Origin of the sequence: Polycladidibacter stylochi (assembly GCF_001562055.1) — a bacterium.
Classification (GTDB): domain Bacteria; phylum Pseudomonadota; class Alphaproteobacteria; order Rhizobiales; family Stappiaceae; genus Pseudovibrio; species Pseudovibrio stylochi.
The window spans coordinates 48,448-69,512 of sequence record NZ_LLWE01000030.1 but is presented as its reverse complement, the minus strand read 5'-3'; the positions used below and the strand labels follow the sequence as shown (position 1 = coordinate 69,512).

Here is a 21,065-nt window from a genome sequence, read left to right as displayed (position 1 = left end):
GTTTTTTTTCTGGCTATTGCCCGGTTTTGACTTTTGTCCAAGCCCTATTCATTAGCCTTTGTGCCTTTAGTGGCTTGGCGCTAATTGTATAGAGACGTTTCATAACATCTTTTGTCGGGTAGATATTATGGTTTGATGTGATTTCCGGATCAACCAAAGAAGTTGCATCTGCGTTTCCGTTTGCATACCAAACGTAATCGGTTAATTTTGCTGCAATTTCAGGGCGCATGATGAAGTTTAAAAACTCGTGGGCCTCGCTAACATGCTTCGCGTCCGCTGGAATTGCGAATTGGTCAAACCACATTTGCGCGCCTTCTTGCGGAAGGACGTAGGAGACTTCAACGCCGTTATCTGCTTCTGCCGCGCGATCACCTGCTTGCAGCACATCACCAGACCAACCATAAGCCAAGCATATGTCGCCATTTGCTAAGCCGTTGACATACTCCGAATTGTGGAATTTGCGGACATAGGGGCGTATTGCCGTTAGAAGCTCTGCGGCTTTATTGATGTCTGCTTTGCTATTTGAATCCGGGTCCAACCCTAAATAGTGCATCGCAGCAGGGAACATTTCATCCGGTTCATCAAGCACATAAACACCGCAGGCTGAGATTTTCTTAAGTACGTCAACATCGAACAGGAGACGCCAGCTGTTGAGAGGCGCATCTGGCATTAATTCTTGAATTTTTTGTTTATTCACGCCAAGACCTGACGTGCCCCACATATAATTGATCGAATAACTGTTTTGCGGGTCAAATTTTTCGGTACGCGCTTCAATATCCTTGCGCATATGCTTTAAGTTGGGCAGCTGCGATTTGTCCAGTTTCTGGAATACGCCTGCTTGTATTTGCCGATTAAGGAAAGTGGCGGAAGGAGCAACAACATCGTAACCGGTATTGCCAGTTAATAGCTTTGTTTCCAGCACTTCATTGGAATCAAATAGATCGTATTTGACTTTGATGCCGGTTTCACTCTCAAACTCCTTGAGAACATCTGTATCAATATAATCTGACCAATTATAAACGTTTAACTGGCGTTGATCGGATTGTGCCAACGCTGCGGGCGTTGCCAATAAAATTGCGGCTATGCCTATTGGCACCAGCTTTCCAGACATTCTCGCTTCTCCTTAGATTCACGCTTGTGGTGTTATGCTTTCGTCGACCACAGCGCAAAAAGTCACCATGATATTTCCTCGTGTGACTATGTTTGTTTGCCAGCTTACCACCCAGAAGCTCCCCTTCCTTGTGATAGCGTGTGTTTCTATCTCTAATGTCTTGTGGTTTAACCTGTGTAAAGAGATCCTTGAAGATAATTTGTTTTTATCAACTCAACAAATGAGTTTTATACAGGTAAATAAATTACACCCTAATCCACCTCTTAAATAAAGTAAAATAAGCGGAAATTCTAATAAAGTTATCCTATTATTTTAAATGTGATATAATGTTAGCTAATGCTGCTTGCCCCCAATAATACTTAGGGGCGGGTAAGTGCTCTCGCACATTTGCATGTTTGCTTTAGACAGACTAAATAATTGGCAGGATAGAATATCAACTCGCCTTTGTACTGCAAAACTACCTCGTTCGATTGTGGGACCATGCTAAGCAATATCCAAAATTCACCCGTGCGCGGTGTAAAAAACCTGGAAGAAGCCAAAGTCTGGCTACGAGAACGTAACATCGCCGATATTGAATGTATTGTACCTGATCTTGCCGGGGTTGCCCGTGGCAAAATGATGCCAACGGAAAAGTTCTTTTCGTCAACCACCTTAACAATGCCATCGTCGATATTTGCACAAACCATTTCCGGGGATTACCCAGAGGATGACGCAGACTTTCACCATGTGCCGGATGACGGTGATTTGTTTTTCAAACCCGATCTTTCCACATTGACCGTTGTTCCGTGGGAAAGCGACCCCACCGCACAATTGATTCACGACACCTACACAAAAGATGGCGAACTTTATACCGTTGCACCGCGAAATGTACTCAAGTCGGTTTTAAAGCGATATGCTGATGAAGGGCTGCAGCCCATAATAGCTCCTGAAGTTGAGTTCTACCTCGTCAAACCCAACCATGACCCGGATTACCCGTTAACGCCCCCTACCGGCCGCTCCGGGCGACCAGAAGTCGGCAGGCAATCCTACTCGATTTCTGCCCTAAACGAGTTTGACGAGTTGATTGACGATATCTACGATTTGTCAGAGGCTCAAGGACTGGAAATTGATACCCTCATTCACGAGGAAGGTGCGGCGCAGATGGAAATCAATTTGCGCCATGGTGACCCACTTGAACTTGCGGACCAAGTTTTTTTATTCAAGCGCACCATTCGAGAAGCCGCGCTGCGTCATGAGATGTATGCCACCTTTATGGCCAAGCCGATGTCAAGCCAACCCGGCTCTGCGATGCATATTCACCAATCACTGGTGGATTTAGAGACCGGACAGAATATTTTTAGCGATCAGGAAGGGCAAAGTACTCAGTCTTTTATGCATTTTATTGGTGGCCAACAAAGATTCATGCCCGCTTTAACGCCTATTATGGCCCCCTATGTGAACTCTTACCGGCGCTTTACCCGCAACGCGACTGCACCTACCAATTTTCACTGGGGACATGATAACCGCACCGTTGGCTTTCGGGTTCCCAACTCCACCGCTGATGACAGGCGGCTAGAAAACAGAATTGCCGGCTCCGATGCAAACCCTTACCTTGTTATTGCCGCAACTCTTGCAGCCGGTTTCGCTGGTATGAAGCATAAGGTTCCTGCGAATACGGCTAGGGATGGCAATATGCGTGCAACAGCAAACGCTTTGCCACGCACCATGTTGCACGCACTTGAGTTATTTGAGCAAGAAGACGAGTTGATTTCTATGTTTGGCAAGCAGTTTGTTTCCACATACCGCGCTGTCAAACTAGAAGAATATGAAACGTTCATGTCAGTCATTAGCGCTTGGGAACGCGAATATCTATTACTCAATGTATAGTACATTCGAACAATTTTATGATAAAATCTCAACCTCCCCTAGAGCCAACCACAAGTGAAACTAATGTAATTACATAGAGATAACAATATACATACTACATAATTTATATTTTTATATGTATTTTATTAAATAAAAATGTATTTAAGACTTTTCAGGGCGTATTCATTACGCTATGTAACCACTGATAGTATACGTACTAATTAATAATCTCCCTCAAGTTCAAAAGTGAACTGCTTTATGTGGCGAAAGAAACAACAGGTTTTACTCGTTGAAGACGCTAACTTTTTTGCAAAGATAGTCGCCAATGAAGTGGAACGCTCAGGCCCTTATTCCGTTAGAATTGCAAGAAACTACAGGGAGGCAGTCGAGGCTTTAAATGACACGGAATACAGACCGTTTCTGGCCCTTGTTGATGTAACTTTGCCCGATGCCAACGATGGTGAGATTGTTGATCTCATGAGATCGCATGATCTACCCACTATTGTTTTTTCAGGACGTTTTGATTGTCATACACGGCAGAAAATTCTGGATCGCGGCGTTGTCGATTACATCTTAAAGGACTCTCCTGCCAGTTTAAGCTACCTTGGTGACTTGGTTGGCAGGATCGACCGCAACAGAAAAACTACGGTGCTGGTTGTTGACGACTCGCTTACGGATCTGGCTATCATAAAAGAGCGGTTATCACGTTATTGTTTAAAGGTACTTCTCGCTTCAACAGCCCAAGAGGCTTTGGACACGCTGGCAATACATCCTGAAATTCGCATGATGATTCTGGACCACGGTTTACCAGATAAAAGCGGCTTTGAGACCCTTTCTATTGTTCGTAGAACCCGCAGTATGAAAGACCTTTGTGTTATTGGGATTTCGGCAACCCCTAGTGCTGCATTAACCGCTAAGTTTTTAAAGTGCGGAGCAAGTGATTTCATTGCGAAATCCTGTAGCCCTGAAGAATTGATTCTCAGAATTTCGCAGAGTCTGAACCAACTTGATCGTATTCACGAATTAACCGAGTTGGCAAATAAAGACCCGCTTACAGACATGTTCAACCGCCGTTACTTGCACGAATACCAAGAGCAAGAACACCTCAGGCTGAAGATTGAAGGGCGCACCACACGCTATGCCATTATTGACATAGACCACTTCAAGCAAATCAACGACCAACATGGCCACGAGCTTGGAGACTTTCTTATTGTGACACTTGCTGCAGAATTAAAAGCTCTCTTACCCAAAAACGCCATTGCCGTGCGGTTGGGTGGCGATGAGTTTTGTGTCATATTACCTGACTATGACGCCCAAACCTGTGAGTTGTTTTTAAACAAATTACGCAGGGCACTTAAGAGCTCACTTGCAGTCAAAAAAGATATTTTGTTCACTCCGACCATAAGTGTTGGGGTTTCGACCGGCTCTGAAGCGTCGCTACTTGCTGGCCTGCGAGAGGCAGACACCTGCCTTTACCAAGCCAAACAGCAAGGTCGTAATAAGGTGATTATTGGCCCTTCTTCCAAGCAAACTAGTAAAGAGAGCTTTTTTGTGCAAAGCCCATATGAATAACAACCGGTTTTGTCATCACTTGATCGAGCTGAGGACGCCAAGCCTGATAACAGCTTAGTGCGTCTTTGGCATGAAAACTGCCATTCACACTGGTTTGTTGGCTGCGGCTACAACGCAATAATGTGAGCGCCTGTTGCAAATCTTGCGACCAAAATACCCATTGCCCGCTTTTTGAATGCTCTTTAACGATTTGGCAGGCTTGTGCCTCGTCTTCCAAAGATACCAAAGTTATAAGCTGTGAGAAACTGTTGTCATTTACCAAGGGGTTATCATAGGGCAATGGGCCAAGCGCAACCAAAGGATGGAAGTAACCATTACTGTTAGATCCCGGGGCTACAGCACCTTCTGCAATGATTGGTAGTTTGTTGGTGTTTGCCTCACGGATGAGGGCTTTTAAAGAACGTAAATGCGCCGCAGATTTAAGCGCTCCAAAATCTGCATTGCTTTTGGGTGGGCCGACCACACATTGACGGAGTTTTGTTCTTATAACCTCTTCAACCCGCTCTATTATTTCTCGCTCAACCAAAAGGCGAATGCCGGTTTGTGCAAAGGGGCGCAGCTTTAAATCTTCCATTACGGCTTGTACAAATACTTCAATATTTGTTGATGCCATACACACATGAGTGGTTTTTGTGTTTACCAAATTCTTGCAGGGTATACCGCTTTTCGCGGCGGCCGTTGCAACAGGTACAATATGCGCCTTTGAGCCAATGGATACCAAGTAGTCCAAGTCCGGGTGGTGGGATAATGCGGCACCCGCCTCTTCATTTAAACCCGTTACTATGTTCAGCTGACCTGCAGGAAAACCGGAGTCTTGCCATAGTTTTCCCATATATAACAAAGCAGCGCCAGATGATTGTGATGGCTTCACCACAACACTATTGCCCTTGGCCGCTGCATTAACCGCCAATAAATAGAAAGCCGTTAGCGCAGCATGGGAACCCAACATAACACCGATGACACCACGAGGACTACGGGTTACGTTTTGCCAGTTTTCGGCTGCAAGAACACTGGTTGACGGCTGAGCATTGAAAGATGTGGCGGTATTGGTGCGAATAAAGCAGTCAATTGCATCCAATTGGCGCTCAATGCTGGTAACGCTCGCTCCTGTACTATTTATCTCCAGCTTAATAAGCTCTTGCCTATTCTCACTTAGAAGAGTGGCAAAGCGACTAAAACACGCTATTTTTTGTGTAGGGCTGTAACTCCCCCAAGTGCCAGCCTGATAAGCCTGTTGGGCCGCAAGTACTGCTTTGCCGACATCAGATGCACTACATCTGGGCACCTGTGCAAACACCTGAGCTGTCGACGGGTTAATGAGGTTTAAAACCTCTTTTGAAGCCGCAAAGCTTTGCTGGCCACCAATTAACGCCATACAAGAAGTAATATCAGAAATCTGCGCAGCTTGTTCCAACATACCCCTCTCCTCCCCATTGCTTTGGTTCAGCTTACCCAGTTTCTTTATCTTTGCGCAATGAATATGGTCAGGACTTTAGTGTTAGTTTTGCCTTTTATTGTCTTTTAGGAAAAATCCACTCGCATTGCCTGAATTTCTGTTGCTTGGTCAAGATTTAGACCATGGAATTGTTTTTGCCATAAGTTTGCATATAACCCATTATTTTCAATAAGCTTTTTATGGCTACCCATTTCAACAAGTTTGCCCCCGTCCAATACGATCAGCCGATCCATACGCGCGATGGTTGACAGGCGATGCGCTATGGCAAGTACCGTTTTTCCTTCCATCACTTCGCGTAGGACCTCCTGTATTTCATTATCCAATTGAGTATCGAGGGCCGAGGTTGCTTCATCCAGAATAAGAATTGGCGGGTTTTTCAGGAAAACACGTGCCAATGCGATTCTCTGGCGCTGACCGCCTGAAAGCTTGACACCGCGCTCGCCAACATAGGCATCAAACCCCTTCCGACCCTTGTTGTCTTCAAGATCGTTAATAAACCCAAGAGCCTGTGCTTTTTCTGCGGCGAGTTCAACATCTGCCATGCTGATATCTTGCGCACCGAGAGTGATATTGTCGTAAACCGAACGATGCAGAAGTGCTGTATCTTGCGTAACCAAGCCGATTTTTTGTCTTAAGCTATCTTGTTGTAAATCTTTGATATTTTGCCCATCTATGGAGACGGAACCCGATGAGCAATCATAGAGGCGCAATAATAGTGACGCGATGGTTGACTTGCCCGCGCCCGAGCGGCCAACAAGGCCGACTTTTTCGCCCGGTTTTATGTCCAAATTGAATTCTTTTAGGACACGACCACCTGCTTCGTAAGCAAAATCAACGCTTTGAAAACTAACCTGCCCCTTTTGATAGGCAAATGGCTTTGCCTGTGTAGCATCTTGCAGCGTAACCGGTTTGGCGGAAGCTTTGAGGGTTGATTCCACTTGCCCATAGGCACGAAACAGATCGAGGAGCCGTGTCAAAACATGGGAGAGGTTGGTTTCCAGACGTAGAATTAGGCCCAGCACCATGGCGACTTCACCGATTGAAAGCTCTCCGGTTTGCCAAATGAAGATGGTCGCCCCACCCAAAACCGCAATGGCAATATTATTGGTTATTAGCGAAGAGCTGTTGCCAAGTATAATACAGGAGATGAACCTGTAGCCTTGAGTGAGGAATTTTTGGAATGCGGATTTGGCATAAGCTTGCTCAATTTCCTTATTTCCAAAAAGTTTAACAGTAGAGATATTACTATAAATATCAGTAATTTGCCCTTGGCAGTACTGCGCATTTTCTGCCATTAACTTTGCCTGTTCACGCGCTACCGGTACAAATTTGTAGCAAACAAAAATAAAAGCCAAGAGCCAAACAGTGGTCAACAGGCCAAGTATAAAGTGCGCATAAAAAAGCGTTACGGCAGTGGCGATTGAAAACACAGTGATGAAAAGAACAAGTTGTATAGTAATTGTAAATACATCTGTGCCTGAGACACCTGAAGACCAAACTTTAGAGCTTAAGTTACCGGCAAATTGCTTTTGAAAAAACGTCATTGATTGTGATGTGAAGCGGCGATGTACATTCCAACGGATTTTTGTATTTAAATTGAGGCGTAAGCCCAAAGTGGCAAGAGAAAAACTGCATATATAAACTAGCGAGCGCCAACAAAGGATAAAGAACAGTAAAAACCAAAGGTAGCCTTGGTGATCTGTCAAGAAATTCTCTGTTCCACTTTCCCTCATATAATCAACCAGTTGCCCTATGGCATGATATATATATACCTCTGTAAGACTAGTAGCTGCGGTAAGAACTATAGAGATATAAACCAGGTATTTGACGGGCTTTAAGAGCGATAAAATAAGAGAAATCGGCGTGAGCTTCTCCCAATCCAATTCTTGAATAACAAATGGGCTAAACAGTCCTGTAAGCCAATTTCTGAGCTTGAGCATTTAAATAACTTTCTGAAATGATTTTGAGGTGAGTTTAGAGGCGAATTAAATGAGAGACAATGGCAACAATACGATTGGGTATTTACCTGCCATTGAAATTTAAAATCAAAACCAGACAAACACGAAATGCATCGTTAAATGACGATTAGTTATACACAGGCTATCTGTAACAGTAACCACAAATCAAATATTAAACAGCATAATCAATGATTTAATAAATATTAGTTATTTATAATATTCCCTTGCCATTTTTATGTTTTAGTATATTCTAATATTTAAATTATGAAGGGATAGACACATGAGCACATTCAAAAATTTAGGGGAGCGTTACTCTCCGCTGTATTTTCTTTCTTCTGTCGGGGCTGGTGGTTTGGCGATCAGCTTCTTTATGTATCTGATGTGGATGACACCGCATAAAGGTTCGCCAATACCGAGCTATTCGACCCTTATGCCGCTGCTAAAGAATGGCAGCACTATACAGCAAGCGATGATTGCCACAGCGTTGCTGGCCATTATCTATTTTATATTTATGCATCTCCGCCTTTTAGTTTGGAACTTGAAGCAATACAGCACATTTAAAGCTTCCAGCGGGTTTAGCAGTTTTAAAAACTCTAATGCCGAGAGCCAGTTAATGGCTATCCCGTTAACCTATGCCATGACCATGAATGCCGGTTTTATTGGTGGTGCGCTGTTTGTGCCTGGCCTTTGGGAAAGCCGTGAGTTGCTGTTTCCGTTCTCGCTCGTCGCCTTTTCGGCAATCGGGATCTACGCTATGCGGATTTATCTCGACTTCATTTCCCGTAGTCTTACCACTGGCGGTTATGATTGCGCGAAGAATAACAGCCTTGGGCAGATGATTGCCGTGTTCTCGTTTGCTATGGTTGGCGTTGGTTTCTCTGCCGTTGCTGCTATGAGCCATGTAAAGCTGGTTTCTGCTCTTGGTTTTATGGGCTCTGTGTTCTTTATTAGTGCCGCAATATTACTGGGCTTTATAAAACTGATCCTTGGTTTCCGCTCGATGATGGAGCACAAAGCTGCCGGTGAGACCACGCCAACCCTTTGGATTCTCATTCCTTTTATCACTGTTGTTGGTATTGCGCTGTATCGGCTGAAAATGGCAATGGCCCATAACTTTGATGGGGTTGTGACCGCCTCTGGTAATTTTGCCTTCTTTAGTGTGCTGTTTTCTATCCAGCTTTTGTTCGGCTTAATTGGCTGGTCGGTGATGAAGAAGGTCGGCTATTATGACCGCTGGATTTCCGGTCCCGAGAAATCCCCAAGCTCTTATGCCCTGGTTTGCCCTGGTGTTGCGCTGTTCGTTTTTGGCAATTTCCTGATTAATGCCGGACTGGTTAAAATTGGCGTTGTTGCTTATCTTTCAACGGCTTACTTCGCTCTCTACGCACCAATCATTGCCGTACAACTGGTAACGGTATGGCTGTTCTTCAAATTGAATAGTAAGCTTTTGAAGGAAGAAGCCGGAGCACAGTTGCAAGCTGCAGAATAAAATTTAAATATCAAAACCAAAAGTAGAGGCTGGGTAGTACCAGCCTCTTTTTATTTATTCTCAATAGGTTAATTTGCTTTTCGCAACCAAGGGCGCGCGTTTTGGGCTTTAGACTCGCTGCCTATCGCCGGTTGGGTATAGAGGCGGACCTCGTTAAGGTGGCCTTTTTCCAATGCGGCTTGTAGGTGCGGGTTTTCCAGCAGGAAACTATCAATACCGCAGCGCTGCATGAGCGATATCTGGTCGAGGATATAATGACCCGTTGCCCGTATTTCCCCTTTATATCCAAGCTGTTCACGTAAGAGACGTGCGGAAGAAAAGCCGCGACCATCGCTAAAGGCGGGGAAATCGACTGCTATCATCGACAGTTTTTCCAGCCACGGGCCGAGCTTTTCGACTTCATCGCCGACATTGACCTTCACCGCCAAGCGGACTTGGGCGGATGAGGGAAGTGCGCCCTGCTCTGCCAGTGCTAAAAAATCGCCAAAATCGAACAGGTGATCACCCTGTTCAAAATCGACTTCATTTCGTGCGAAAATCGTCCAACTATTGGTGCAAATCTGCCCATTTTTGTATACAGAATGGTTCATATGCCAACCTTGGTTTTAAGGTGCGCCCAGCGGCGACTAAACGGTAATTGCGGGGCGGGTTGCTGAAGTGATTTCATATCAACTCGCCTCATTTCCTGCCTGTTTGATTGGGAAATGAATCCCGCACTCGGTCTTGTTTTTGCCACGCCAACGCCCGGCACGCGGGTCTTCCCCTTCGGCCACTTTATCGGTGCAGGGCATGCAGCCGATAGACGGGTAACCTTGAGCAACCAGCGGATGTGGTGGCAGCTTATGGCGCTTGGCATAGTCGAGCACCTGCTTGGCGCTCCACGAGGCCAACGGGTTGATTTTAACCCGCCCTTGATCCAACTCGAAATGTTGCAGGCTGGCACGGGTGCTGGACTGGTGACGCTTGCGCCCCGAGATCCAAGCCTTGTAACCGCCCAGCGCTTTTTCCAGCGGTACCACTTTGCGAATGTGGCAGCAGCGGTCGCTATCGTTGAACCATAGGCTGCCCTTAGCATCTTCGCTGGCGATATTTGCTGCCTCCGGCTTGACCGAGCGCACCCCTTGCAGCCCCAGCGTTTCGATAAGCTGGTCGCGGTAGCGTTTGGTTTCGCCGAACAGCTTGCCGGTATCGACAAACACCACGGGAATTTGTTTGTCGATTTGCGCGGCCATGTGCAGCAGAACCGAGGAATCGGCACCGAAACTGGAGACGAGTGCCATTTGCCCCGTGAACAAGTTTTCAATGGCTGCTGCCAAGATATCCTCGGCGCAGGCATCGTCGAAGCGGCTGTTTAATTGCGCAATATGGGCTGTTAGATCATTAAGATGCTGCCCGGCAGCGGACTCGCTTGCCAGAGCAGCTTGATTAACTTGCCCCAATACCTGCTGAGGGCTAAGCGGTGCCATAGAGCGCCTCCTTGAATGGCTCGGGCCCCACACGGCGGTAGGTTTCGATAAAGCTTTCCTGAGGGTTATCACGCAGGCCCTCATATGCGTTGACGACAGTTTCCACCGCACCGGCAATTTCGTTGCGCGGGAAGCCACGGCCAATGATTTTGCCAATGCTGGTGTTTTCATCAGCTGAGCCACCGAGGGTAAGCTGATAGAGCTCTTCGCCTTTACGATCGACCCCTAGAATACCGATATGGCCCACGTGGTGGTGGCCACAGGCGTTGATGCAGCCGGAGATTTTGAGTTTCAAATCCCCCAGCTCTTGCTGGCGGCTGTTTTGGGCGAAACGCTGTGAAATCTCCTGGGCAACCGGTATGGAGCGGGCATTGGCAAGGGCGCAATAATCCAGCCCCGGGCAGGCGATCATATCCGTTACCAGCCCAGCGTTCGGCGTTGCCAAACCGTGCTTTTGCAGCTGGGCGTAAATGGCGGGCACATCTGTTAGTTTAACATGTGGCAGCACCAGATTTTGCTCGTGGGTGACGCGAATTTCATCGTGTCCATATGTGCTTGCCAGTTGCGCAACCACATCCATTTGCTCGGCGGTGGCATCGCCCGGCGCTTCGCCAATGGCCTTGAGCGATATGGTGAGGCTGGCATAACCCGCCGCCTTGTGGGCGTGCAAATTGCGCTGGACGAACTGCGCCAGATCGCGATCAGTGGCTTTGGCTGCTTCTAGATTTTCGGCGGTATAGGGCAGCTGCTCAAAGGTTGGTGGCGCAAAGTAGCTGTTAATGCGGTCCACCTCCGCCGCTGGCAGAGAGAGGACACCATCTTTAATGCGCTCGAATTCGGCTTCGATATCGCCTTTCAAGGTTTCCAAGCCGGTTTCGTGTACCAGTATTTTGATACGCGCTTTGTACTTGTTATCGCGGCGGCCATACAGGTTGTAAACGCGGACAATGGCCTCGCAATAGGCCAGCAGGTGCTCTTGTGGCAAAAATTCGCGCACCAAGCGGCCAATCATTGGCGTGCGACCCAAACCGCCACCGACAAACACCTTAAAGCCAACTTCACCCTGCGCATTTTTGGCAAGTTGTAGGCCGATATCGTGCACTTGTACGGCGGCGCGGTCGTGCACGGCACCGGTAATGGCAATTTTAAACTTGCGCGGCAGGAACGAGAATTCGGGATGCAGTGATGACCATTGCCGCAAGATTTCGGCATAGACGCGCGGGTCGGCAATTTCATCGCCCGCAGCACCTGCGAAATGATCGGAGGTAACGTTGCGAATGCAGTTGCCCGAGGTCTGGATGGCGTGCATTTCCACCCCCGCCAGTTCTTTCAAGATTTGCGGGGTTTGTTCCAGCGTCGGCCAGTTGAACTGGACGTTTTGGCGGGTGGTGAAGTGGGCATAGCCTTGATCGTACTCACGGGCAATATGAGCCAGCTTATGCATTTGGCGTGCGTTGAGGCTGCCATAGGGGATTGCCACCCGCAGCATGTAGGCATGGAGTTGCAAGTACAGCCCATTCATGAGGCGCAGCGGTTTAAACTCGTCTTCGCTCAATTCGCCGGATAGACGGCGGCTTACCTGGTCTTCAAATTGTTTTACCCGCTGATCTACAAAGTCGCGGTCGAATTCATCATAACGATACATTTTTTATAACCTTCCAGATTAAAGCTTGCTGCCTTATCGCCACTTAAAGGCTCGGCTTTACAGCTGGTGGGATGATGCCTGTTTGCCCAAATCTAAACGGGTGGTGGGGCCTTGGGCGCGTATTACTTCTTTCAGTTGAACCGGCTTGAACTCGCCCGCTTCCATACAGACCTCAATGGAGTATGCACCGAGCACCAGTTGATTGTCGCTATCGGCTTGTGCCCGTTTTTCGGCTGCTTCCAACTGCTCTGCGGTTTCTAGCGGGGTGGCCTTTGTGAAGCTTGAAACCCACTGCCCCTCTGCGCCTAACCAGACGACTTCGCCATTTAATAAACGATTGGCTGTGATTAATTTCATGGCTTGTCTCCCTAGGCAGCAACGGCATTTGTGCTGCCTGTAATTGGCGATTGTTGTTGTGCTGTTGCCGGCACTATTTCTTGATTGAGCGGTAAGGCGTTTTCGATGTGCGCATGCGCGACAGCTTCTCCGATAATGATTAAGCTGGGGCCGGTGACGCTTTCGTTACCTGCAAAGATTGGTAGATCAGCCAGTGTGCCGGTAAAAATACGTTCGTTGTGCTGCGAGGCATTTTCTACAGCCATGGCTGGTGTATGGGCCGCGACACCGCCCTTGATGAGCTTTTGCGCGATTTGCGCCCCTTTGGTTTTACCCATGTAAATGGCCAGTGTGGCACCGCTTAGCAGCTGCGCCTGCCAATTTTTCAAGGTTTCGCCGTTTTGATCGTGACCTGTGACCGTAATAATCGAGCTGGAAACGCCGCGCAGTGTTAGAGGCAAGTTGGCGCTACTGGCTGCTGCTGCCATGGCCGTGATACCAGGTACAACGCTGTAGGTGATTTGGGCTGCTTGAAGGGCTGCCATTTCTTCACCAGCACGGCCAAATATGAGTGGATCGCCTGCCTTGAGGCGCACGACGTTAAGACCCTTTAGGGCTTTTTCAACCAGTAATTCATTGATTTGTTGTTGTGACAGCGCGTGGTTGCCCTTGCGCTTACCCACATAAACGCGGGTGGCATCGCGCCGCCCCATAGCAACGACGGCTTGCGGCACCAAGGCGTCATACAAAATAACATCGGCCTCTTGCAGCACCCGTTGGGCGCGTAGTGTGAGCAAGTCTTCGGCCCCCGGCCCCGCGCCGACAAGATAGACATGGCCTGTTTGTTGTTGTTCGCCATTAAGCAGGCGCTGTGCTTGTGATCTTGCGGTATTTTCATCCCCCGCCAACATGGCCTGAGCCACAGCACCTTTAAAGAAGCGCGCCCAGAAATGGCGACGGGCTTTTGCTGTGCCGATAACTTTGCCCACAGTATCGCGCAGGCTATGGGCCAGTGTTGCCAGACGACCGGCCGCGGGCGGTAACAGTGCTTCGATTTGTGCGCGAATGTGGCGGGCATATACAGGCCCGACACCCGTTGAGGTGATGGCAACCGCAACCGGTGCCCGATTGACCAAGGCACCCACATAAAAATCGCAGAGGTGGGGACGGTCCACCACATTTACTGGAATATGCATGGCTTTGGCTGTTGCGGCGATGTGAATATCTTGCGCTTCATCTTCTGTTACCACGATCACCAGAACAGCGCCTTGCAATTGGGCGGCTGTGAAGTTTTGCGGGTGAATTTTCTGGATATCTGCGGAGGTTTCACCCAGTAACCTTACTTTCGCCGCAGCTTCATCGCCATGGCCAACAACAACGACTTTTTTCCCGCGTACCAGCGGGAAGATGGGGAACACGTCGAGCTTATCTTGCTTTATCGCTGATTGGGCTGCATTTTTCGTGGGGGCACAATTCATGGCTGGCTGCACGGCATTTTGAGCGTGCTTTAGTGCGCTATTGCTGTTTTCGGCCTTGCCAACTTGCATTTTCTTTTCTCCTGCCCAACCTGCTTCGCGATGCGCTGTTTCAAGATACAGCTGTCATGCTCCTTCTCAGGTGCGGGCAGAATAACCAAATTGAGCAGAGAACTCGTGATAAGGTTTTCCAAAGCAATCCAGAAGTATAGAAAAGAATTTCAGTTACCCGTTGACCGGTGTTTTAAGGGGCTTTTTTCTAACCAAATGGTCTGGAAGAAAATATAAGTTTAAGAAAACCTCAGGAAAACAACCAGCAAAGCGGCTCATAGCCAAAACAAGGTCATTGTTTATAATTTTAAACAAAAAACTAATAATTTCAGATAAATATTAGGTCATATAAATAGTTTTGCAATATCAATTTAGTTTGCATAAGAATGTAACTTGTTGATTCAAGCTGATTGCCTTTTATAATTTAAGGTAATCACATTTTAACTGTAAATTATCTCTAATTTTGGCGGGGCGCCTAGTAACTTAGAGAGATACGATATTGTTATCGATAGTCATTTAGAGGGTTTACATGGGTGCACAGGTTTTTGCTTTAGATCATGAACGGTTTCGTGACATGGATGGCAATTTGGATCTGGGTGAAGTGCCTTCTTTTTTAATGCGCAGCCTTGAGCCTAGCTTTGAAGCCTTAGCAGAAACCGAAAAGGCGATTGCCGCAACTATTAAATCGCTTATTCAGCTCGACGGCGTGCTTGAGCCATACATTGAATTGCACAAGCAATTTTTACAGGACAGAAAGCGCATTGGGCTGCACCGGGCAAAGGTTAAAAAGTCGAATAAACGCCAGGCAATCAAAGCTCAGAAAAAGCTATTGCAGCAACAGCAGCTCACAGCCAATGACCGGCATTCGCCTGAAGATAAGTCGCTTGCTGTCATTGAGCAGCGCTTGCAGAATTTGCGTAGTCTTTCCAAGGGCGGACAACATTTATCCGATAAATTTCAAGAAAGGGCCGAGGCTCTTATCTCTCACATAGAAGAAGCGGATATGAACCACACAGTAAAAACAAATAACCGCTTTTTATGGGGCAGCATGGCAGCCGTAAGCGTTGCGATTGCGCTTTCGCTGGGGCAGTTTTTATACAGCCAGTATTATTCCACCGATTATTCTACAGAGGCGGATGCTGGACGCATTGAGGAACTGCAAGTGACCCTTGCCAATTTGCAGGAAAAACTGGATGCACAAAACACACTTCCCGCAAAGAACAACCAAGAACTTGCGGATATGGAAGAAAGCATCGCAATTATTAAAAGAAACCAGCTTTCTATTGCCTATCAACTCGCCTTTGCCATTAACAACAATAATCGAGATACCCAAAAGACGCTTGATAAGATTGAAGAATTAATCCGTCAACAAGGAGGCGGCACTAGCTTTGATATTCGTGAAGCTGAGGAGTCGCGCCGCTAAAAGACACCTGCATTTCATGGGGGAAGCTTATTCCCCCATTTTATTTAGGTTTATGCAGCTCAAGAAGTCACAGGCCTAACGCAAGCGCTGTAGGATCGACACATAGTTGGCCACCGCTGCACCGCCCATGTTAAAAATACCTGCCAGTTCGGCATTGGGCACCTGAATACCGTTGGCTGTACCGGTGAGTTGCATCGCTGCAAGCACATGCATGGAAACACCTGTTGCACCTATGGGGTGGCCCTTGGCTTTGAGGCCGCCGGAAGGGTTGACCGGTAATTTACCGCCCATTTGTGTCCAGCCTTCAAGTGCGGCAACCGCGCCCTGCCCCTCTGGTGTTAGCCCCATCGCTTCGTATTCAATCAACTCGGCAATTGTGAAGCAATCATGGGTTTCGACAAGGGAGAGATCGGTTATTTCAAGGCCTGCTGCACTGAGCGCCTCATGCCATGCCGCTTTGCAGCCTTCAAACTGCAGGATATCGCGCTTGGAGAGCGGGAGAAAATCTTGCTTGTGGGCACGAGCGCGGAAAGCAACCGCCTTTTGCGCGGCCAGTGCCGTTTGATCGTCACTTAACACCAGCGCTGCGGCACCATCTGAGACCAGCGAGCAATCGGAGCGCTTCAAAGGCCCAGCCACGAACGGGTTTTTTTCACTTTCATTAAGGCAAAAATCAACGCTCAACTCTTTGCGCATTTGTGCGTACGGATTGTTCATGCCGTTTTTATGCGCTTTACTGGCGATGTGGGCCAGGGCCTCGCTTTGGTCGCCATATTTTTGGAAATACAGCCCTGCAATTTTGCCAAATACACCCGCAAAGCCAGCGGGCGTGTCGCCATCTTCTGGCAGGTAGGAGGCTTTGAGCAGATTTTCGCCGATTTGCGGTCCCGGAGTTGTGGTCATTTGCTCAACACCCACCACCAGTACATGGCGAGCCGAACCCGAATCGACTGCACGCGCCCCTTGGTGGACCGCAGCGGAACCGGTAGCACATGCATTTTCGACCCGTGTCGCCGGTTTGAAACGTAGTGCATCACTGGCCTGCAATACAAGGGATGCGGTAAAGTCCTGCTTGGAAAAGCCCGCATTAAAGTGGCCCAAGATAATTTCGTCGATCTCTTGCGGCTCTAAGCCCGCGTCGGCAATTGCCTCACGCGTGACCTTTGTGATTAGGGTTTCAACGGTTTCTTCGGCATGCTTGCCAAAGGGGGTATGCGCCCAACCGGTTATTGCGGCCATGATATCCTCCCACTGCCAGGAATTAGGTGATATTCCATAGTGACGCAATGGTTTCACTGCTTGCTTGCAAGTGCAATAGGATACTAGTTGAAGTGTATCTGCCGCTACACTTTATAGGGCACCGCAGCTATGGAGGGTCGATAAACGAATTCAACCCTCCACTTTTGTTGCAATTCCTCTATTGGCGCACCGTCCAGCATACGTTGCGCCATTTGCGCGACCTCTTTACCCGCCTCACGCAAGGATGACCTTGTGGTGGCTAAGGGAGGTTCAAATTGCTCGACATCAAATGTGGGTAGGACATCATCGTGAGCAAAAACGGAAATATCGCGACCAACCACCTTACCCGCCTTGCTACAGGCTCTATAGACCCCCTTTGCCATAAGTACATGGGAGCAAAGAACCGCAGTTGGCGGCTCTTTGAGAGCGAGTAGCTTTTTCATATGCGCGTAACCAAAGGATTCGGACATTTCCGAATGATATTGCAGCTCCGGATCGGGCTGGATATCGCGCTCTTCCAAAGCGCTTTGGTAGCCATTACGACGGTCAATCGCAAAGGTTCTATCGCGCTCACCATTGAGTATGGCAATGCGCTTGTGCCCGAGCCCGAGCAGTAGTTTTGTGGGCTCATAGAAAACACTATAATTATCGATATCAAGATAAGCATAGCTATAGCTTGAAGGTGCCGTACCATGAACAATAAAGGGCAAGCCAAGCTGTTTAAGCCGGCCAATGCGCTCCTCTGATAGGTAAATATTGGAAAGCACGACCAGATCTACCGAGCCTCGCAGAGCAAAACGTTCGTAAACATCGCTTTCAAAACCGGTGGTGGCCGAGATCATAATATCAGCATCATTAGCGGCAGCATTTTCTGAAAGCCCTGCTAAAAACTCCATAAAATTGGGTTCTACCAACAAGCTATGCTCGGTCGGAAAGGCAATACCGATCACATTGGAACGCCCTGTAGCCAAACGCCGGGCACTTGCATTGGGGCGATAGCCTAGCTCTTCGGCCGCTTTGCGCACTCTTTCCTTTGTGGCTATGGAAACATCGGAATACCCATTCAATGCTCGTGACACGGTTGTTTGCGATAGGCCCAAATGGTTGGCAAGCGACTTTAAATTAGTCACTTTTGGTTGGGAACTTTTACGCTGTTGTGTCTGCATTGATATTTATCCAAAATCTTCAGGAGCTAGATATACCAAACGCGGCGGGTTGTCCTGCAACTTTCTGCGAAAGTTGTTAGCCAGTGTAAAACTTTCGGGCAAATACCCAAAGCGCTTCGGATTATGAGCCAACTTCAACAACACGTCTAGATAATTCTTAGGCTGCACCATTACTTGTCAACACTAATATATCATAGTGATACTACTTATTAAAATTGAAATACCCTATTGATTAGTAGGTTTTATCACATATTCTCTGCGCATATTTCACTCAGTAAGCGACAGTTTCCCCCTTGACAGCTTGTAGTTGCTGAGTCAAAGATTGTTTCCGAAGCGCTTTGGATATTACAGATGACAATATTTTTTGCCGCTTAAAGTGCCCCTGTGTTAAGCAGGGATTTGCAATGATATCGCTGCCACCGGAGGACAGCTGGCAGTGAAAATTGAGTTACTAAAGGGAGGTATCTCGATGAAGATTCGCGCAACACTTCTAGGTACAGTATTTGCCGTTGCAGGCTTTGGCGCAGCCAATGCTGCCGAGGTTTCAGTAACCTGTGATACTGTTGGCCAAGGTCACGACCTGTGCGTTAAACAAGTAAAAATGTGGGAAGAAAAAACTGGCAATACTGCAAAGATCGTCAGCGTTCCCCAGTCTTCGACAGAACGCTTGGCCCTATACCAACAGATTTTGAGCTCCGGTTCTAACGATATTGATGTTTTCCAGATTGATGTGATTTGGCCTGGTATTTTAGGCAGTCACTTGTTGGACCTGAAGCCTTACTCCAAAGGCATTGAAAAAGATTACTTCCAGCCGATTGTTGCCAACAACACCTACAAGGGCAAGCTGGTTGCCATGCCGCAATACACCGACGCCGGTTTGTTGTTCTACCGTAAAGACTTGCTCGAAAAATACGGCAAGGAAGCTCCGAAATCCTGGGAAGAACTGACTGCAACTGCAAAAGAAGTTCAAGATGGCGAGCGCAAAGCAGGTAACGATAAAATTTGGGGTTTTGTTTACCAAGCAAAAGCCTATGAGGGATTAACATGTGACGCCATTGAGTGGGTTGACAGCTTTGGCGGTGGCGGCATCGTGAACCCAGAGGGTGACATAACCATTAACAACCCGAATGCGAAAAAAGCTCTTGAGCTGGCAGCCAGCTGGGTTGGTAATATTGCCCCTGAAGGCGTATTGAACTACATGGAAGAAGATGCACGCGGCGTTTTCCAGTCTGGCAATGCCGTATTCATGCGTAACTGGCCATATGCTTGGTCTCTAGCACAGGGCGCGGATTCTCCTATTAAAGGTAAAGTTGGTGTTGCTGCACTTCCCAAAGGCGGTGACAACGGTAAGCAAACCGGTGCCTTGGGCGGCTGGCAGATTGCTGTTTCCAAATACAGCAAAAATAAAGATGCCGCAGCCTCTTTGGCATTGTGGCTGACTTCAAAAGAAGTTCAGAAAATGAACGCACTTGAAGGTTCCTATAACCCGACTATCCCTAGTCTTTATGCCGATAAGGATGTTTTGAAAGCCAACCCATTCATGGGCGAGTTGCTGGATACCTTTAGTAATGCGGTTGCCCGACCATCTCGCGCAACAGGGGCCAACTACAATAAAGTTTCCAACGCATTCTACAACGCTGTGCACACCGTTATCAGCGGTAAAGCAACTGCTAATGCCTCACTGACCAAACTTGAAAAAGACCTGAAGCGCATTAAGCGCAAATCCTGGTAAATAAATACCTCCAGACTTCCCGTCGGAGTGATCTGGCGGGGAGTTGGCTATAACAATTGACTTGAACAGAACTATTGCTGTTTCGAACGCAGTTTGAATTAGTGTTAATATATCTTCACTATTCACTCTGCCAGGATTGATAGTATGTCAACTGCACCCAACTCTTCCCCCCCGTTGACCAAAGTCAAGCGCTCAAATTTGACTGCGAGCCGATTACGCGCCGCGCTTCTCTTTCTGGCACCTATGCTTATTGTGCTTGCCGCTGTTGCCGGCTGGCCTTTAATACGCACAATTTACCTGGCTTTCACCGATGCGAACCTGACGGATTTATCTTCAGCGCAATTCATCGGATTTGAAAACTTTTACGCTGTTTATGATGGCGAGACCTACGGCTTGCTCGTAGACCCCGAATGGTGGAATGCTGTTTGGAATACCGTTAAATTCTCGCTGATATCTGTTAGCCTTGAAACCATATTTGGTATGGCCGTGGCGCTTGTTCTCCATGCCAGCTTTAAGGGCCGTGGAATTGTGCGGGCTGCTGTACTTATTCCATGGGGTATTCCAACAATCGTTTCGGCCAAGATGTGGGGCTGGATGCTGCATGACCAGCTGGGCATTATCAATGGTATGCTCATGAGTGTTGGGCTTATTCATGAGCCAATTGCCTGGACCGCCAACCCCGACACGGCCATGTGGTCGGTGATTATGGTGGATGTTTGGAAAACCACTCCATTCATGGCACTGCTGATTTTGGCGGGCTTGCAAATGTTGCCAAGCGACATTTACGAGGCGGCGAAGGTTGATGGTGTACATCCTGTGAAGGTTTTCTTCAAAATAACCCTACCGCTCATTCGTCCGGCCTTAATGGTGGCGATCGTTTTCCGCGCTCTAGATGCACTGCGAATTTTCGACTTGATTTACGTACTCACTTCCAGCTCGACCAATACCATGTCGATGTCGGTATATGCCCGCCAGCAACTGGTGGATTTCCAAGAGGTTGGTTATGGCTCTGCGGCCGCAACACTGCTGTTCCTCATTATTGCCCTGTTCACTGCTGTGACCTTGACAGCTGGCAAAGTCAAGCTCTCTGAGGAGGCATAG

Annotated in this window: 16 protein-coding genes; 6 read left to right on the top strand and 10 right to left on the bottom strand. The window is 47.8% G+C overall.

Going from position 1 to position 21,065, the window contains the following annotated elements; all coding sequences use genetic code 11:
- Nucleotides 1-13: 13 nt before the first annotated feature.
- On the bottom strand, nt 14-1,111 hold the full coding sequence (locus AYK67_RS13675) for a polyamine ABC transporter substrate-binding protein (protein ID WP_068087883.1): 1,098 nt from the start codon (nt 1,109-1,111) through the stop codon (nt 14-16).
- Between the two features lie 480 nt (nt 1,112-1,591).
- Between AYK67_RS13675 and AYK67_RS13670 the strand changes: the two genes are divergently transcribed.
- Both AYK67_RS13670 and AYK67_RS13665 read left to right on the top strand, forming a co-directional pair.
- Nucleotides 1,592-2,977 carry a glutamine synthetase family protein gene (locus AYK67_RS13670; RefSeq protein WP_068087881.1) on the top strand — a complete coding sequence of 462 codons (1,386 nt, stop codon included), beginning with the start codon at nt 1,592-1,594 and terminating at the stop codon, nt 2,975-2,977.
- A gap of 237 nt (nt 2,978-3,214) precedes the next feature.
- Nucleotides 3,215-4,528 (top strand): GGDEF domain-containing response regulator, encoded by a 1,314-nt coding sequence (locus AYK67_RS13665; protein WP_068087874.1) that lies wholly within the window; start codon nt 3,215-3,217, stop codon nt 4,526-4,528.
- Here AYK67_RS13665 and AYK67_RS13660 read toward each other — a convergent pair.
- Both AYK67_RS13660 and AYK67_RS13655 read right to left on the bottom strand, forming a co-directional pair.
- Nucleotides 4,488-5,945, bottom strand: a complete 1,458-nt coding sequence (locus AYK67_RS13660; RefSeq protein ID WP_068087871.1) for an aldehyde dehydrogenase family protein — start codon at nt 5,943-5,945, stop codon at nt 4,488-4,490. The two genes, AYK67_RS13665 and AYK67_RS13660, sit on opposite strands and share 41 nt — an antisense overlap.
- Nucleotides 5,946-6,049: 104 nt before the next feature.
- Nucleotides 6,050-7,924 (bottom strand): ABC transporter ATP-binding protein, encoded by a 1,875-nt coding sequence (locus AYK67_RS13655; protein ID WP_068087868.1) that lies wholly within the window; start codon nt 7,922-7,924, stop codon nt 6,050-6,052.
- A gap of 298 nt (nt 7,925-8,222) precedes the next feature.
- Between AYK67_RS13655 and AYK67_RS13650 the strand changes: the two genes are divergently transcribed.
- Nucleotides 8,223-9,431, top strand: coding sequence for a TsoY family (seleno)protein (locus tag AYK67_RS13650; protein WP_068087865.1), 1,209 nt, complete (start codon nt 8,223-8,225; stop codon nt 9,429-9,431).
- Nucleotides 9,432-9,499: 68 nt separating this feature from the next.
- Here AYK67_RS13650 and AYK67_RS13645 read toward each other — a convergent pair whose 3' ends face one another.
- The 5 genes from AYK67_RS13645 to cysG form a co-directional block, all read right to left on the bottom strand.
- Nucleotides 9,500-10,021 carry a DUF934 domain-containing protein gene (locus AYK67_RS13645; protein ID WP_068087863.1) on the bottom strand — a complete coding sequence of 174 codons (522 nt, stop codon included), beginning with the start codon at nt 10,019-10,021 and terminating at the stop codon, nt 9,500-9,502.
- Between the two features lie 78 nt (nt 10,022-10,099).
- Complete coding sequence (locus AYK67_RS13640) at nt 10,100-10,897, bottom strand: phosphoadenylyl-sulfate reductase (protein ID WP_156453169.1); 798 nt, start codon at nt 10,895-10,897, stop codon at nt 10,100-10,102.
- On the bottom strand, nt 10,884-12,542 hold the full coding sequence (locus AYK67_RS13635; protein ID WP_068087860.1) for a nitrite/sulfite reductase: 1,659 nt from the start codon (nt 12,540-12,542) through the stop codon (nt 10,884-10,886). Before AYK67_RS13635 ends, AYK67_RS13640 begins: the two co-directional genes overlap by 14 nt.
- A 57-nt stretch (nt 12,543-12,599) precedes the next feature.
- On the bottom strand, nt 12,600-12,899 hold the full coding sequence (locus tag AYK67_RS13630) for a DUF2849 domain-containing protein (protein WP_068087857.1): 300 nt from the start codon (nt 12,897-12,899) through the stop codon (nt 12,600-12,602).
- A gap of 11 nt (nt 12,900-12,910) precedes the next feature.
- Complete coding sequence (cysG, locus tag AYK67_RS13625) at nt 12,911-14,356, bottom strand: siroheme synthase CysG (RefSeq protein ID WP_068087991.1); 1,446 nt, start codon at nt 14,354-14,356, stop codon at nt 12,911-12,913.
- A gap of 577 nt (nt 14,357-14,933) precedes the next feature.
- Here cysG and AYK67_RS13620 point away from each other — a divergent pair.
- Complete coding sequence (locus tag AYK67_RS13620; RefSeq protein WP_068087854.1) at nt 14,934-15,827, top strand: hypothetical protein; 894 nt, start codon at nt 14,934-14,936, stop codon at nt 15,825-15,827.
- 75 nt (nt 15,828-15,902) lie between these two features.
- On the opposite strand, the gene AYK67_RS13615 is transcribed toward AYK67_RS13620, so the two are convergent.
- Nucleotides 15,903-17,069: an acetyl-CoA acetyltransferase gene (locus tag AYK67_RS13615; RefSeq protein WP_068087988.1), complete on the bottom strand. Its 1,167-nt coding sequence runs from the start codon at nt 17,067-17,069 to the stop codon at nt 15,903-15,905.
- Nucleotides 17,070-17,170: 101 nt separating this feature from the next.
- A complete protein-coding gene (locus AYK67_RS13610) occupies nt 17,171-18,232 on the bottom strand; it encodes a substrate-binding domain-containing protein (protein ID WP_068087852.1) in 1,062 nt (353 codons plus the stop codon).
- Nucleotides 18,233-18,701: 469 nt separating this feature from the next.
- Between AYK67_RS13610 and AYK67_RS13605 the strand changes: the two genes are divergently transcribed.
- Nucleotides 18,702-19,964, top strand: a complete 1,263-nt coding sequence (locus AYK67_RS13605; protein WP_068087850.1) for an ABC transporter substrate-binding protein — start codon at nt 18,702-18,704, stop codon at nt 19,962-19,964.
- Nucleotides 19,965-20,108: 144 nt separating this feature from the next.
- Nucleotides 20,109-21,065 (top strand): carbohydrate ABC transporter permease, encoded by a 957-nt coding sequence (locus AYK67_RS13600; RefSeq protein WP_068087848.1) that lies wholly within the window; start codon nt 20,109-20,111, stop codon nt 21,063-21,065.